This window comes from Nocardia brasiliensis NBRC 14402, assembly GCF_000308475.2.
Classification (GTDB): Bacteria; Actinomycetota; Actinomycetes; order Mycobacteriales; family Mycobacteriaceae; genus Nocardia; species Nocardia brasiliensis.
The window spans coordinates 185,526-199,821 of record NZ_BAFT02000112.1 but is presented as its reverse complement, the minus strand read 5'-3'; the positions used below and the strand labels follow the sequence as shown (position 1 = coordinate 199,821).

The window sequence follows — 14,296 nt, the reverse complement described above, 5'->3', positions numbered from 1 at the left end:
TGATACGTCGACAGACTCGGCGCGGCGGCCTACGTGCCGCGGCGGCGATCGCGGCAACGGCGGTCCTTGCGGGCGTGATGACCGGTCTGGGCGTGACCACCGCGTCGGCTGCTGACCCGATCATCGACGGGAAGAGTCTGCTGGCCAACCCGACCGCCCCCGACGGTTCGAAGATCACCAAGGCCGAGTACAAGGACGACCGGAACATCCGGCTGTACGTGTACTCCGCGGCGATGGACCAGAAGGTCATCATCGACGTGCAGCGTCCGGCCGACGCCTCGGTGCCGCGCCCGACGCTGTACCTGCTCAACGGCGCGGGCGGCGGCCAGGACGACGCTTCCTGGCAGGCGAAGACCGACGCGCTGAAGTTCTTGTCGGACAAGAACGTCAACGTCATCCAGCCGATCGGTGGCAAGTGGAGCTACTACACCGACTGGATCAAGGACGACCCGACGCTCGGCCGCAACAAGTGGAAGACCTTCTTCACCGAGGAGCTGCCGCCGCTGGTCGACGGCGCCCTCGGCACCAACGGCGTGAACGCGATCGCGGGGCTGTCCACCTCGGGCACCACCGTGCTGGCGCTGCCGATCGCCAAGCCCGGCCTGTACAAGGCGGCCGCGGCGTACAGCGGTTGCGCGCAGACCAGTGACCCGGTCGGCTCGGAGTTCGTGAAGCTCACGGTCGAGACCTGGGGCGGCGGCGACACCGAGAACATGTGGGGCCCACAGGGTTCGGCCGAATGGGTGGCCAACGATCCCTACGTGCACGCCGAGGGCCTGCGCGGACTGGACCTCTACATCTCCACCGGCAACGGCCTGCCCGGCCAGTACGACACGCTGGACGGCAAGTACGCGCTCCCCGGCGCCTATGGTCTGGCCAATCAGATCATCATCGGCGGCGTGATCGAGGCGGGCACCAACTTCTGCACCAACAACCTCAAGAACAAGCTGGAGTCGCTGGGCATCCCGGCGACCTACAACTTCCGCAACAGCGGCACCCACTCGTGGGGTTACTGGCGCGACGAGTTCCAGCTGTCCTGGCCCGTCCTCGCCCGGGGTCTCGGCATCTGAGGTAGCACCGAATACCGACCGGCCGCCCGGTTACGCCAGCACGGCGTAACCGGGCGGTCGGCTTTTACGGGTACCACTAACGGAAAAGTTCGGGAACCCGTAAAATTCTGTTCTGTGAGTACAACCTTGGCTGAGTCCGCTAAATCCGCCACCCAGCGCGCCCGGGCGGCCAGCCTGCTGCTGGGCCCGGCGTTCGTGGCCGCGATCGCGTACGTCGACCCCGGCAATGTCGCGTCGAACATCAGCGCGGGCGCCCAGTTCGGTTATCTGCTCGTGTGGGTCATCGTGATGGCCAACGTGATGGCGGGCCTGGTCCAATTCCTTTCGGCCAAGCTGGGTTTGGTGACCGGGCTGTCGCTGCCGGAAGCGGTGCGCGACCGGTCCGGCAAATGGACCCGCCTGGCCTACTGGGGGCAGGCCGAGACCGTCGCGATGGCGACCGACCTGGCCGAGGTGGTCGGCGGCGCGATCGCGCTGAACCTGCTGTTCGACCTGCCGCTGCTGGTCGGCGGCGTGATCACCGGCGTGGTCTCGATGGGGCTGCTGCTCGTGCAGGACAAGCGCGGCCAGCGGCCGTTCGAGCGGGTGATCACCGGCCTGCTCGCCATCATCGCGATCGGCTTCCTGGCCAGCGTGTTCATCTCGCCGCCCTCGGTCGGCGGCACCATCGGCGGACTGGTGCCCCGATTCCAGGGCACCGAGAGCGTGCTGCTCGCCGCGGCCATGATCGGCGCGACGGTCATGCCGCACGCGGTGTACCTGCACTCCGGCCTGGCCCGGGATCGGCACGGTCACCCGGAGCCGGGACCGATGCGGGCCCGGCTGCTGCGCGTCACCAAGGTCGACGTGCTGCTGGCCATGCTGCTCGCGGGCACGGTGAACCTGGCGATGCTGCTGATGGCCGCGAACACGCTGCGCGGTCGCGAGGTCGAGACCCTGCAGGACGCGCACACCGCGGTCGGCGATGTGCTCGGCCCGGTCGCCGCCCTGCTGCTCGCCATCGGCCTGCTCGCCTCCGGGCTGGCCTCCACCTCGGTGGGCGCCTATGCGGGCGCGATGATCATGCAGGGCCTGCTGCGCAGGCATATCCCGCTGATGGTGCGCCGGCTGGTCACCTTGGTCCCGGCACTGGTGATCCTGGCCATCGGCATCGATCCCACACGCGCACTGATCATTTCGCAGGTGGTGCTCTCGTTCGGCATCCCGTTCGCGTTGATCCCGCTGGTGCGCCTGACCAGCGATCGCACCCTGATGGGCGCGGACACCAACCACCGTGTCACCACCGCGCTGGCCTGGCTGATCGCCGGAATCATCTCCGCGCTCAACGTGGCGCTGATCTACCTGACCATCACCGGCGCGTGAAAGCCGTTCAGATCACCCAGTTCTCGATCCAGTACCGCCAGATGAGCGGGGCGTAGCCGGCCAGCGGCGGGACCTTGATATCGGTGCCCGCCAAGGCCGCGGTGGTGTTGCGGCAGTCGAACCAGCAGCTGAACTCGCTGTGCTCCAACACCTCTCGGGGCACACCGACGCGGGGGAGCAGCCAGCTCGCCCCGGGCACCTGTAAGGCCAGGTCCAGCGCGCGTTTCGGCATCACCTCGACCAGGTGCGGCGCGCCCGCCTCGTCGGCGAACAGGTTGAGCGCCTCGGCCACGCCCTGCCTGCGGGGGTCGATCAGGTGATAGGTCTGTTCGTTCGGGCCGGCCCGGTGCGCGAGATGATCCAGCGCGCGGGCCACGAAATCGACCGGGACCATGTTTGTTTCGCCGAGCTTGGGCACCAGCACCGGCAGGATGCGCGGCAGCTGCGCGCCCATCCGGAGCAGCCGGAAGAAGTAGTACGGGCCGTCGATCCGATCGATCTCGCCGGTGCGGGAATGGCCGATGACGATCGACGGACGATAGATCCGCCAGGGCAGCGCCGACGTGCGCACGATCCGCTCGGCCTCGAATTTGGCGCGCTGGGCCGGCGTGGTGAGCTCCTGGCCCTCGTCGAACATGTCCTCGGTGAACAGGCCGGTCGTGGTACCGGCGATATCCACCGTCGAGACATGATGCAGCAGACCGGCTTTCAGGCTTTCGGCGACGTCGACCAGATGCTTGGTGCCGTCGCCGCGCTCGGCCGTGTCGTAACTGGACGCCAGATGGAAGACATGATCGATCGTGCCGCGGTGGGCGGCCAGCCACGCCGGGTCGATACCCAGCCCGGGGGCGCCGAGGTCGCCGCGCACCGGCCGCACCCGATCGCCGCCGTCCCATTCCCGGGCGCAGCAGGTGAACCGGTCGGCGGACTCGACGCCCGGCCGCACCAACACATGGATGTCGCCCTCGCGTTTCAGCAGCTCGGGGATGAGAAAACGACCGATGAACCCAGTTGCCCCGGTAACCAGGTAGCCCATAGCCGATCAACATAGCTCATCGACCGCGTCGCGTCTGCAGCCCAGACCCGGTGCGCCGACGGCGGTGCTCGGCGGATCAGTCGGCGAAGACGGCCTTGCGCTTGGTCAGCATGGCGGTGGCGCCTTCGGCGAAGTCCGGGGATGTCAAAAGTTCGCTCTGCCCGGACTTTTCGGCGGCCAAGGCGGCGTCGAGGGACGTCAGCGTCGCCTGGTTCAACGCCTGCTTGGTGAGCTCGAGGGCGCGGCGGGGGCCCGCGGCGAGCTTGGCGACGGCGGCCTCCACCTTCGCGTCGAGTTCGGCCTCGGGGACCACCGCGGTGAACAGCCCCGCCGCCTTGGCCGCGGGTGCGGGCAGCCGCTCGCCGAGCAGTGCCATCTCCGCCGCCAGGGTGCGGCCGGCGGCGGCGGCGATCATCGCGGCCGCGCCGCCGTCGGGCATCAACCCGATGTTGATGAACGCCAGCAGGAGGTAGGCCTCCTCGCTGGCGTAGATCAGATCGGCGGCCAGCGCGATCCCGACGCCGACCCCCGCGGCCGCGCCCTTCACCCGGACCACCACCGGGATCGGCGCGTCCACGATCGACTTCACCAGCCGGTTGGCCGCGTCCATCGTCATCTCGGGGGTGATGCCGCGCTGCGCCTCGGCCATCGAGGTGGACAGGTCGGCGCCGGTGCAGAAATCGCTGCCCTCGCCGGTGAGCACGATGACCCGCACGGAGCGGTCGGTGGCCGCGGCGGCGATGGTGTCGCCGAGCGCGACCATGGTGTCGTAGTCCACCGCGTTCTTGCGCTTCGGCTTGGTGAGGGTCAGCCGCAGGACCTTGCCGTCCCGCACCGCCGAGAAACCCGCGGCTGGCCCGGCGGACGCGGTCACAGCCGCGGAATCTGTATTGCTCATGTTCGCTCCTACGCTGCAACTCTGCGGCTATCGTGCCATGAATACTGGTTAACTTTGCGAATTGTGGTTAACTTAGGTTCCATCGTCGGGCGCTGTCAACCAGCGCCGCCGCAGCAGAACGGAGAGGTGCATGGTCGCGGAACGCAGCGAGGTCGGCCTCGCTTCCGCGCGCCCTGACGCCGGACCCGTGCGCCGCAGGCCCAAGGATCGCAAGGTGCAGATCATCCGGGCCGCCGCGCGCGCGTTCAGCGACCGCGGGTACTACCCGGTCGGCGTGGACGAGATCGCCGCCGAGGTCGGGATCTCCGGTCCCGCGCTGTACCGGCACTTCACGAACAAATACGCGCTGCTCGTCGCGGCCGCGGAAGAAGGCGCGCGGCACCTGCTCACCGTCGCCCGGGCCGCGGACGATCCGCAACTCGAACCCGCCGCCCGGCTGGATGCGCTGATCAGGGCGATCAGCGAACACACCATCGAGATCCGCCGCGAGGCCGGGCTGTACCGCTGGGAGCGGCGCTACCTGGAACGCGAGGACCGGATCCGGATCCGCAAGATCTACGACGACCTGAACGCGACCCTGGCCGAACCCATCGAGCAACTGCGTCCGGAAAGTCCGCCCGCCGACGTCGCGATGCTGGCCGCCGCGGTGCTCAGTGCGATCGCCAGTATTTCCGCGCATCGCAGCGCGCTGTCCGGCGCCAGGCTGCTGCCGCTGCTGCGCGATATGGCGTGGGCGATTCTGCGCGCCGACCTGCCGCCCGCGCCGCCGGAGCCGGAGCCGGGCCCGGTCACCCGTGGCCTGCCGGTCTCGTCGAAACGCGAACAGCTGCTCACCGAGGCGATCCGGATCTTCGGCCGCCAGGGCTATCACGAGGCGAGCATCGAGGAGATCGGCGCGGCGGTCGGCATCAACGCGTCGAGCGTGTATCGCTACTTCGCCAGCAAGTCCGATCTGCTCGCGGCGGCGTTCTACCGGACCGGCGACCGGGTGGCACTCGCGATCACCGAGGCGCTCGCCGAGGCGACCAGCCGGGCCGACGCCGTGCGCCGGATCGCCGAACGGCAGGCCAAACTCACGTTCCAGATGCCGGAGATCATGCCGGTCTACTACGCCGAGTTCAGCAACCTGCCCCCGGCCGAACAGCACAAGCTGCGTGCCATCCAACGCCAGAACGTGCTGGAGTGGGCCAATCTGCTCGACGGCGATCCGACCGAGGCGCGGTTCCGGGTGCACGCCGCGATCGGTCAGGTGATCGATGTCGGCCGGTTGATCCGATTCGATTCGCGCCCAACGCAGCTCGCCCGCGTCACCGCGCTGATGGAAGCGGTGTTGCTGGGGCCTGCGGCCTAGGCTCTGTCTCGAAGTCCCATCCGGCGCCTCCACGGTCCAGCTCGCCGCCTGGCCGCGTTGTCGTCGTCACCGATACCACCCCGGTATCGGCTCTTGCTCCGCCTTGCCAGGCGACGAGCTGAACCGCGGAGGCATCCGGCCGGACTTCGAGACAGAGCCTAGCTGCGTCTACCGTGCCGCAGCCGGAAGATGGCTCTGGCCAACCGCAGATGGCGCGGATGACGGTCGAAGGTGGACAGGTCGACCGGCGCCTTGTAGCGCTTGCGGGCGATGGCCAGGGTGTGGCTGAACTCGCGGAGGCCCTGATCGCCGTGGCTGTGGCCCTGCCCGTATTCGCCGACGCCACCGAACGGGAGCGCGGGAATTCCGGCGTAGGCCGACGAGGAATTGATGGTGACCACGCCCACCCGGAGTTGCTCGGCGAACTGCTCGATCTCGTGCACGTCCCTGGTGAACACCGAGACCGCGACGTCGGTGCCCACCGCGTTGATGCGCTGGGCGGCATCATCCATGCTGGTCACCTTGTTCACGATCAGCACGGGACCGATGCCCTCGCCGGTGATCGCCGTGCTGTCCTCCGGGACCTCGGTGAGCACCACCGGCTCGATATAGGGCTCGCGAATCGAATCGAGGCCGCCGACCACGGCGCGGCCGCCACGGGCGAGCGCATCGCGAATCTGCTTGCGCACCACCTCGACCTGTGACTCCAGGATCATCGGGCCGTAGGAGGCGCGCTTGTCTGCCCCCGGGCGGAGCTTGCTCGCCTGGGCGGCAACGAGTTCCAGGAACGGTTCGTAGACCGACTCGGCCACGTAGGCGCGCTGGATGCCGGTGGCGTTCTGTCCCGCGTTGGCCATCGCGCCGAAAACCGCTGCCTCCGCAGCATCGTCGAGCTTCGCGTCGACATGCACGACCATGCTGCCCTTGCCGCTGCGCTCGACCACCACCGGCGTCATCGTCTGCGTGCACAGTGCGATCACCTCGCGTGCGCCGGATTCCGAACCGGCATAGGCGATCTTGTCCACCTTGGCCCGGCACAGTGCGTTGCCGGTCCCGGTGTCGCCGGTAACCACTTGCAGCACCGGCTGATTCGGCGCCAGCCTGGACCAGCTGTCGGCCAGCCAGACGCCGACGCCCGTGGTCAGCTCGTGCGGCTTGAACACCACCGTGTTGCCCGCGGCCATCGCGTAGGCGATCGAACCCATGGGCGTGAACACCGGGTTGTGCCAGGGGCCGAGCACGCCGATCACGCCGAGCGGCAGATAGCCCACCGAGGCGCGCTGATTGCGGCTCAGCCAGCTGGACCCGAGCTTGTGCCTGCCGAGCGCACGCGCCGCGTTGCGCGCCGCCCAGTCCAGGTTCTCGACCGCCAGCATCACCTCGATCGCCGCGTCCGCCTCCGGTTTTCCGGTTTCCTCGGACAGGATCTCGACCAATTCGCCTGCGCGGCGCGCGATATCGTGCTTCCAATCCAGCAGCCAGCGCTTGCGTCCGCTGAATCCCAGTTCGGCCCACCATTTTTCGGCCGAGCGCGCGCCTCGTACCGTGCGGTTGATTTCACCCGCGCCCATGATGGCGTAGTTCCCGACGGTTTCGCCGGTGCGCGGGTCGTAGGACGTCAGCACGTTCGGTCGGCCCGATCCTCCCGGCTGCGCCGCCACCCGGGGCTGCGCGGACTCGGCCATGATCACCTCTCGCAGTATCGAAATCGGCGAGCGGACCGGTTACCGGCGGCCGCCGCGGACGAGTGAGTGTTCCCCCGAATAGCAGACTATGGTCGCCGGGACGGACCGTAAAGGCTCCTTCGTCGCCACCACGCTGCCCTTGACCACGTCCACCAGCGCCGATCCGCCCGATGCCGGACCGAGATCGGTAAATGTGAGTAAGGACACAATTAGCTCGGGGTCCAGTTGGGTACTGCGCGGGTGGCCCGGCCGGAACCCCACAGACCGGTAACATCACGCCCAGCGCTACGGATCACCATTCGGGACGTATACGCGCGCGCTCCGGCGACCGAGAATCGCCGCAATTGCCGATAGTGGAGAGTTGATGCCGAGCTTGAACCAAGCAGATCTGCGTGCGAATGAGCCAGCGGTCCGTGTGGCGGATGTCCGGAAGTCGTTCGGCGACGTGCACGCACTGCAGGGCGTCAGCTTCGTCGCCGAGCGGGCCTCGGTGCTCGGCATCCTCGGCCCGAACGGTGCGGGCAAGACGACGATGGTGAAGATCCTGTCCACCCTGCTGCGCCCGGACTCCGGCACCGCGGTGGTCGCCGGGCACGACGTGCTGAAGGACCCGGCCGGGGTGCGGCGCTCGATCATGATGACCGGTCAATACGCCGCCCTCGACGAGAACCTGTCCGGCCGGGAGAACCTGGAACTGTTCGGCAGGCTGATGGGACTGAGCAAGTCCGTCGCGCGCAAGCGGGCCGACACCTTGCTCGAGGAATTCGATCTGGTCGGCGCGGGCCGGCGTGCGGTGCGCCACTACTCCGGCGGTATGCGCCGCCGGGTGGATATCGCCTGCGGTCTGGTGGTGCGACCCGAGGTGGTGTTCCTCGACGAGCCGACCACCGGTCTCGATCCGCGCAGCCGCCAAGGCGTGTGGGATCTGGTCAACGCGCTCAAGGCACAGGGCATCACGGTGTTGCTCACCACCCAGTACCTCGAGGAAGCGGACGTACTCAGCGACAACATCATCGTCATCGACAAGGGCACGGTGATCGCCGAGGGCACCGCCGACGAGCTCAAGGAGAAGACCGGCGGCAGCTACTGCGAGGTGGTTCCGCTGGATCCGACCAAACTGCAACTGACCGCGGACGCGCTCGGCGATCTGGTGCCGGCCGCGGTGCTCGCCGACCTCAACGGCAGCGACCGGCTCTCCATCCCAGCGCGCGACGGCGCGGCCACGCTCACCGAGGCGCTGCGCCGGCTCGACAGCGCGGGCATCCCGCTGGCCGATATCGCGTTGCGCAGGCCCTCGCTCGACGATGTCTTCCTGTCCATCACCGGCCACGCGGGCGGCAAGTCGTGAGCACTGCCACCGCCGCGGCGCCCGGCGCCGACGCGGCCATGCTGTTCGCGGACCTACCCGCGGCCAAGCTGTCCTCGTTCGCCCAGTGGCGCGCGCTGACCGGCCGCATCGTCCGGACCATGGCCACCAAAGGGGAATTGATCGTCGCGGTGGTGACGCCGCTGGTGTTCACCCTCGGCTTCTACCTGCCCCTGCGTTTCGTGATGAAGTTCCACGGCATCGACTACGCGCAGTACGTCATGCCGATCATCGTGTTGCAGACGATGGCGTTCACCATGATGTCGAACGCCCAGCTGTCCGCCTTCGAGGCGCTCACCGGTTTGAGCACCCGCATGCAGACCATGCCGATCGGCATGCTGGTCCCGCTGTCCGCGCGGATCGCGGCCGGACTGGTGCGCTCGGTCACCTCGCTCGCCGCGGCGATCCTGTTCGGCTATCTGATCGGTTTCCGGTTCGTCGCGGGTTTCGGTCAGGCCGTGCTGTTCTGCGCGTTCTCGCTGGCGGTCGGGACCACGCTGGCGCTCGGCGCGGACGCGCTCGGCAGCCTGACCAAGAGCCCGGAATCGCTGAGCCAGGCCTTGACCCTGCCCACGTTGATCTTCGGCATGCTGTCCTGCGGGTTCGTCCCGGAAGGACAGTTCCCCGAATGGATTCGCGGGTTCGTGCGTAATCAGCCGGTCTCCCAGTTCTCCTTCGCCCTGCGTGACATGGCGGCCGACGGGGTGAGCTGGCAGGTGTTGTGGGTGCCGTTGGTGTGGGTGAGCGGGCTCGCGCTGGTGTTCACCCCCTTGGCGATCTGGGCGAGTGTGAGGCGGTCATGACCAGTTCAGAGGCGACCATGGCGCCGGCCGGCCCCGAGCAGCTCGCGTGGAACACGCCGTTGCCCGAGGTGACGGCGAAACCCGAGAGCGCGCTGGCCAATTGGGCCACGCACAGCCTGATCCAATGCAAACGCCTGCTGCTGGTGTGGGCGCGCGACCCCGCGACCACGATCCAGACCCTGGTGTATCCGGCGTTGACGCTGTGGATGTTCCAGATCGTGCTCGGCCGCTCGATCACCGGCTACACCGGTCAGCCGAGTATCTATGCCCAGGTGTCGTTGCTGACGCTGGTCGCCGCCATGTCCGGCGCGGTCGTGAGTGCACTGGGTTTCAAGGGCGAGAAGATGACCGGCCTGCTCGGCCGGTTCTGGACCATGCCGATCCACCGGGCCGCCGGGCTCACCGGGCGACTGCTGGCCGAGGCGGTGCGCGTGCTGGTCACGACGCTGTTCGTGATCGTGGTGGGCCTGCTGCTGGGGTTCCGCTTCCTCAACGGGCCGCTCGCGGGTCTCGCGCTGATCGGGATTCCGGTGCTGTTCGGCGTCGCGTTCGCGGTGCTCGTCACCGCCTTGGCGACCATCACCGAGGGGGTGATGCTGGTGAACGTCATCGGCATCATCAACACCCTGCTGATGTTCTTCAACACCGGTTTCGCGCCGGCCTTCGCCTATCCGAAGTGGTTGCAGGCCACGGTGCAGAACCAGCCGATGAGCTGTGCGATCGATGCGATGCGCGGGCTGTCCTACGGCGGACCGGTCGCCGAACCGTTGCTGAAGACGCTGCTGTGGACCCTGGGCGTGATCGTGGTGTTCACCTACCCCGCGATCCGCGGCTACCGCCGGGCCGCCGAGACCGGCGCCTGATCGAAGTCGTAGCCGAGCCAGCGGTTGCGGTGGGTCCAGCCCACCAGGTCGTACCGCCAGCGGAACGGCCAGGTGTGCGCGACGGTGTTGAACAGCACCGCGCCGAGCGCGGCGTAGTCGTCGTGCGCGGACAGCAGCGCGCGCTGTCCGCGCGGGGAGGCGCTGAAGAACGCGTCGAACATCGTGATGGACTGTTCGGTGGTCAGCCGACCGAGGCCGTACAGGCCGCGCATCCGCATCCAGTACACCAATCGCGCTCGGCGCGGCCACAATTCGGCCACCGGGTCACGGCCGGTCTGCACGGCGGCGACCGCGGTGTCGACCAGGGCCAGCGAGTCGGCGACGCTGTAGCCGGTGCACGGGTGCATCATGCCGCCGCGCGAGCCGAACGGCACCGCGACGGCCGTGCCCCGCTTCGGCGGTGGCTGATCCAGTAGATAGTGCGCGGCTTCGTGCGGCTCGTCGCCGGTGAGCCGGATGCCGTGCGCGGCAAGGCGATTGAGCGTGCGCCTGCGCAGCTCATGCTGCGGCATGCCGCCGCGCAGGCCGAGGCTGGTCTCCTCGAAGATCACCGTGCCGTCGCCGAGTGGCACCGCGTAGAGGAACGACGGCGGCTCGTCGGGGCCCGCGCCGTTCTCCGGTCGCCAGTCCAGCAGGAGTCCCTCCTGGTCGGCGACCATCGGCGCGGCCGTTTCCGCGGCGACGAAGATGCCGTGCGCGCTGGCGGCCCGGCGTTGCCCGAGGGTGGGCAGGCCACGGGTGTCGAAAACCGTTGCGGCGGTGATCGTCGCGCCCCCGGCCAGCTCGACACGATGCGCGTCGACGCTGGTGGCGCGGTCCGCGAGCACGGTGGCGTCGTCGAGGGGGAGCGCGTCGCGCAATCCGGTCTTGGACAGCACGCAGTAGGGACGGTCGATCCGGAGCTCGGTCGTCGTCCAGACGGTCGGCGTCGGAATCCGGCTGGCGACGGCGCTCGACGGCAGCCACTGCGGTAGTTCGTCGACCCAGCAGGAGAAGGTGGGCGGCCAGAGCCGATCCGGGCGCGGATCGACGGCGGTCACGCGCAGCCCGGCGCGCATCGCCCGATGCGCCAGTGCCCGGCCGGTCGGGCCGAGCCCGACCACGCAAACGTCGACATCTCCGACCGCGCTGACACCCATACAGGCATTCAATCCGTTGCGGCCACACCGACGCAACTGCCCCCGCCCGCCGGGGCCCCGGAATTCGGGTCTCGCCCTAAGTCGCCGACGTGAAATAAAGCGGCTCGAGAATTGCATTCCGGACCTGCCCCCAGAATTGTTGTCCCAGCAACTCGAGGCGTGAAAGTGGTTGTGCCGCAAGCTAGCCTGGCTCAGGAGCACGGGCGGTTTCGTGCTCTGGAGAAGGGGAATCATGAGAGGCAGCTACGTCCGCTGGCTTGGTGTGCTCGCGGTCACGGTCGGAGCGGTCGCCACGGCGGTAATTCCGGGCCGGGCACAGGCCGAGCCCACGGAATCCTCGATTGTCGCGGTGCAGCAGCACGATGCGCGCAAGGCGACTTTGACAATTCATTCCGCGGCAATGGATCGCGATATCCAGGTCGATATGCAGCGCGCGTTCGACACCAGCGTGGCGCGTCCCGTTCTCTATCTCCTGCAGGGTGCGGGCGGCGGTGACGACGGCGTCACCTGGGCGACGGAAACCGATGTGATGGAGTTCCTTTCGCCCAAGAACGTCAACGTGGTCTCGCCGATCGGCGGGCAGTTCAGCTACTACGCGGACTGGGTGACCGACGACAAGCGGCTCGGCAAGCAGAAGTGGAAGACGTTCCTGACCCGGGAACTTCCGCCGATCGCCGACCGGTACTTCGCGAGCAGCGGCCGCAACGCGCTGGCCGGCTTCTCCATGGCGGGCACCACCACGCTCGCGCTCGCCGCGACCACCGGCGACCTCTACGCCAGTGTCGCCGCCTACAGCGGTTGCGCGCAGATCAGCGATCCGGTCGGTCAGCAGTTCGTCCATCTCACGGTCGAGACGTGGGGGTGGGCGACCATGGCGAATATGTATGGGCCGCCCGGAGATCCGCGATGGGCGGCCAACGATCCGTACGTCCAGGCCGAGGGGTTGCGCGGGAAATCCATCTATATTTCCAGCGGCGGCGGCATTCCCGGCAAATACGACGAGCTGAACGGCAAGTATTCATTGCCCGGTGTCGACGGTTTCGCGGCGCAACTCATCAAGGGCGGCGCCATCGAGGCGGCGACCAACTATTGCTCGCGCAATATGCAGACCCGCCTGAATTCCCTGGGCATTCCGGCGACCTATGACATCCACCCGGACGGCACCCATTCCTGGGGCTATTGGGAAGAAGCGTTCAAGAACTCCTGGCCGACTCTGGCCGCTCCGTTGGGAATTTGACATGTGGTTTCGCAGACAGGCCGTGCGGATCGCCGGCCTGATGTTCACGGCTGCCTGCACGACGTTGCTCGCCGCCCCGGCGGCGACGGCCGCACCGCTGTTTCCCGCGGTCAGCGGGGCCAACGAGGCGGCCTGCCGGCCGTCGCAGGCCCGGCCGCAGCCGGTGGTGCTGGTGCACGGTTCCGGCACCGACGCGGTGCGCAGTTACGCGCTGCTCGCGCCGCTGCTGCGGTCCGAAGGGTATTGCGTGTACGCGGCGAACATCGGTGCCGCGCCCGCCCTGCGGGACGTGGTGAGCGGCCAAGCCGGTTCCAGCACAACGGGTATCGGGCCGGTCGGGGCCGCGGCCCTCGGTCGCACGATCTACGGCGTCGCCGATATCGACCGGATGGCGAACGAACTCGGCGATGTCGTGCAGGCCGTGCGCGCCGATACCGGCGCGCGTCAGGTCGCGCTGGTCGGCCACTCCACCGGAGGCACCGTGATCCGGCAATATCTGCGCACGCACGGTCCGGAGGCGGTCGAGCAGGTGGTCACCCTCGGCACGCCGTATCGGGGCTCGACCTGGGACGGGCTCCGGAAGAACTACCCCGATCTGGCCTCGATCGGCCTGGGCAACGCGCAGATCGCGGCCCAGGTCTTCGGAGCTCCGGGAACGCAGCAGGTGGTCGGGTCACCTCTGTTGAACCGGTTGAACGCGGGGGGCGAGACCGTGCCCGGTGTGCGGTACACGGCCATCGCCTCCCGCGCCGACTCCGTGATCACCCCGCAGGAGACCGCGCTGCTGGCCGCGCCGGCCGGCGCCGACCGCAATATCTGGCTGCAGGACGGTTGCCCGACCGACCAGGCCGATCACGGTGGGATGCTGGCGGATTCCCGCGCCTCGGCCGCGGTGCTCGGCGCGCTGGCCGACGACGGCCGGGCGCTGCCCTGCTGAGGCGGCGTTCGCGGCCGGTGCGCGAGCGGCCGGCTACTTCGGGGTGACCCAGGTGGTGATGTCCGCGTGCACGACCTCGAGGCCGTGCTTGTCGTAGACCGACACCGGGACGGTCAGGTTCTGCCCCTGCGTGATCGTCGCGAAGTCGGGGATCTCCGGCAGCTTCGCCACGGCCCGCAGCCCGGTCTCCGCCTTGGCCAGGTACTGCACGTTCATCGCCTTCGGGATCCAGCGATGCGTCGCGGGCACGGTCGCCTCGCTCAGCATGCCCATCGCGACCTCGGCCAGGTTGCACGCCGCGATGGCGTGGAAGGTGCCGAGATGATTGTGGATGCCGAACCACTTGGGCGAGGTCACCTCGCACAGTCCGGGCTCGAGCCGCACCACGTTCGGCAGCACCGTGCCGAAGTACGGCACCCGCGCCACCATGCCCAGCGAGAACAGCGTGTGCCCGAGCCGATTGTCCGGCAGCTTCTTCCAGCCGCGGTAGGTCGCGGTCTCTTTCGTCATGCGGACATCTTACTGCGG

At 68.4% G+C, this 14,296-nt stretch carries 13 protein-coding genes; 8 read left to right on the top strand and 5 right to left on the bottom strand.

Annotated elements, in window-relative coordinates:
* The first annotated feature begins 77 nt into the window (after positions 1-77).
* Together TY25_RS39220 and TY25_RS39215 are read left to right on the top strand one after the other, a co-directional pair.
* Entirely contained in the window at positions 78-1,070 is a 993-nt protein-coding gene (locus tag TY25_RS39220) for an alpha/beta hydrolase (protein WP_029900750.1), read from the top strand.
* Between the two features lie 126 nt (positions 1,071-1,196).
* The gene (locus tag TY25_RS39215) at positions 1,197-2,432 is read left to right on the top strand and encodes an Nramp family divalent metal transporter (protein ID WP_042265187.1); all 1,236 of its coding nucleotides are present in this window, start codon (positions 1,197-1,199) and stop codon (positions 2,430-2,432) included.
* Between the two features lie 7 nt (positions 2,433-2,439).
* On the opposite strand, the gene TY25_RS39210 is transcribed toward TY25_RS39215, so the two are convergent.
* Positions 2,440-3,468: an SDR family oxidoreductase gene (locus TY25_RS39210; RefSeq protein ID WP_042265185.1), complete on the bottom strand. Its 1,029-nt coding sequence runs from the start codon at positions 3,466-3,468 to the stop codon at positions 2,440-2,442.
* Between the two features lie 76 nt (positions 3,469-3,544).
* On the bottom strand, positions 3,545-4,366 hold the full coding sequence (locus TY25_RS39205) for an enoyl-CoA hydratase-related protein (protein WP_081869384.1): 822 nt from the start codon (positions 4,364-4,366) through the stop codon (positions 3,545-3,547).
* A gap of 130 nt (positions 4,367-4,496) precedes the next feature.
* Here TY25_RS39205 and TY25_RS39200 point away from each other — a divergent pair, with 130 nt between their 5' ends.
* Entirely contained in the window at positions 4,497-5,717 is a 1,221-nt protein-coding gene (locus TY25_RS39200; RefSeq protein WP_042265183.1) for a TetR/AcrR family transcriptional regulator, read from the top strand.
* Between the two features lie 158 nt (positions 5,718-5,875).
* Here TY25_RS39200 and TY25_RS39195 read toward each other — a convergent pair whose 3' ends face one another.
* A complete protein-coding gene (locus tag TY25_RS39195; RefSeq protein ID WP_081869388.1) occupies positions 5,876-7,402 on the bottom strand; it encodes an aldehyde dehydrogenase family protein in 1,527 nt (508 codons plus the stop codon).
* Between the two features lie 364 nt (positions 7,403-7,766).
* Here TY25_RS39195 and TY25_RS39190 point away from each other — a divergent pair, with 364 nt between their 5' ends.
* Genes TY25_RS39190 through TY25_RS39180 form a run of 3 tightly spaced genes read left to right on the top strand, consistent with a single transcriptional unit; the run spans position 7,767 to position 10,434 of the window.
* Positions 7,767-8,750, top strand: a complete 984-nt coding sequence (locus TY25_RS39190) for an ATP-binding cassette domain-containing protein (protein ID WP_042265181.1) — start codon at positions 7,767-7,769, stop codon at positions 8,748-8,750.
* Positions 8,751-8,788: 38 nt separating this feature from the next.
* Positions 8,789-9,571, top strand: a complete 783-nt coding sequence (locus TY25_RS39185) for an ABC transporter permease (protein ID WP_088607259.1) — start codon at positions 8,789-8,791, stop codon at positions 9,569-9,571.
* 17 nt (positions 9,572-9,588) lie between these two features.
* Positions 9,589-10,434 carry an ABC transporter permease gene (locus TY25_RS39180; protein WP_042265295.1) on the top strand — a complete coding sequence of 282 codons (846 nt, stop codon included), beginning with the start codon at positions 9,589-9,591 and terminating at the stop codon, positions 10,432-10,434.
* Here TY25_RS39180 and TY25_RS39175 read toward each other — a convergent pair.
* Entirely contained in the window at positions 10,404-11,594 is a 1,191-nt protein-coding gene (locus TY25_RS39175; RefSeq protein WP_042265176.1) for a lycopene cyclase family protein, read from the bottom strand. The genes TY25_RS39180 and TY25_RS39175 overlap by 31 nt on opposite strands.
* Positions 11,595-11,826: 232 nt before the next feature.
* Here TY25_RS39175 and TY25_RS39170 point away from each other — a divergent pair, with 232 nt between their 5' ends.
* A complete protein-coding gene (locus tag TY25_RS39170) occupies positions 11,827-12,831 on the top strand; it encodes an alpha/beta hydrolase (protein WP_042265174.1) in 1,005 nt (334 codons plus the stop codon).
* A gap of 1 nt (position 12,832) precedes the next feature.
* Positions 12,833-13,768 carry an esterase/lipase family protein gene (locus tag TY25_RS39165; RefSeq protein ID WP_042265171.1) on the top strand — a complete coding sequence of 312 codons (936 nt, stop codon included), beginning with the start codon at positions 12,833-12,835 and terminating at the stop codon, positions 13,766-13,768.
* 33 nt (positions 13,769-13,801) lie between these two features.
* Here TY25_RS39165 and TY25_RS39160 read toward each other — a convergent pair whose 3' ends face one another.
* Entirely contained in the window at positions 13,802-14,278 is a 477-nt protein-coding gene (locus TY25_RS39160) for a hotdog fold domain-containing protein (RefSeq protein ID WP_042265169.1), read from the bottom strand.
* Positions 14,279-14,296: the final 18 nt, after the last annotated feature.

What these genes read in the sequence shown, in the direction of transcription:
- TY25_RS39220 (WP_029900750.1), top strand. Translation starts at nt 78, where the DNA reads ATGACCGGTCTGGGCGTGACCACCGCGTCGGCTGCTGACCCGATCATC.
- TY25_RS39210 (WP_042265185.1), bottom strand. Translation starts at nt 3,468, where the DNA reads ATGGGCTACCTGGTTACCGGGGCAACTGGGTTCATCGGTCGTTTTCTC.
- TY25_RS39205 (WP_081869384.1), bottom strand. Translation starts at nt 4,366, where the DNA reads ATGAGCAATACAGATTCCGCGGCTGTGACCGCGTCCGCCGGGCCAGCC.
- TY25_RS39200 (WP_042265183.1), top strand. Translation starts at nt 4,497, where the DNA reads ATGGTCGCGGAACGCAGCGAGGTCGGCCTCGCTTCCGCGCGCCCTGAC.
- TY25_RS39195 (WP_081869388.1), bottom strand. Translation starts at nt 7,402, where the DNA reads ATGGCCGAGTCCGCGCAGCCCCGGGTGGCGGCGCAGCCGGGAGGATCG.
- TY25_RS39190 (WP_042265181.1), top strand. Translation starts at nt 7,767, where the DNA reads ATGCCGAGCTTGAACCAAGCAGATCTGCGTGCGAATGAGCCAGCGGTC.
- TY25_RS39185 (WP_088607259.1), top strand. Translation starts at nt 8,789, where the DNA reads ATGCTGTTCGCGGACCTACCCGCGGCCAAGCTGTCCTCGTTCGCCCAG.
- TY25_RS39180 (WP_042265295.1), top strand. Translation starts at nt 9,589, where the DNA reads ATGGCGCCGGCCGGCCCCGAGCAGCTCGCGTGGAACACGCCGTTGCCC.
- TY25_RS39175 (WP_042265176.1), bottom strand. Translation starts at nt 11,594, where the DNA reads ATGGGTGTCAGCGCGGTCGGAGATGTCGACGTTTGCGTGGTCGGGCTC.
- TY25_RS39170 (WP_042265174.1), top strand. Translation starts at nt 11,827, where the DNA reads ATGAGAGGCAGCTACGTCCGCTGGCTTGGTGTGCTCGCGGTCACGGTC.
- TY25_RS39165 (WP_042265171.1), top strand. Translation starts at nt 12,833, where the DNA reads ATGTGGTTTCGCAGACAGGCCGTGCGGATCGCCGGCCTGATGTTCACG.
- TY25_RS39160 (WP_042265169.1), bottom strand. Translation starts at nt 14,278, where the DNA reads ATGACGAAAGAGACCGCGACCTACCGCGGCTGGAAGAAGCTGCCGGAC.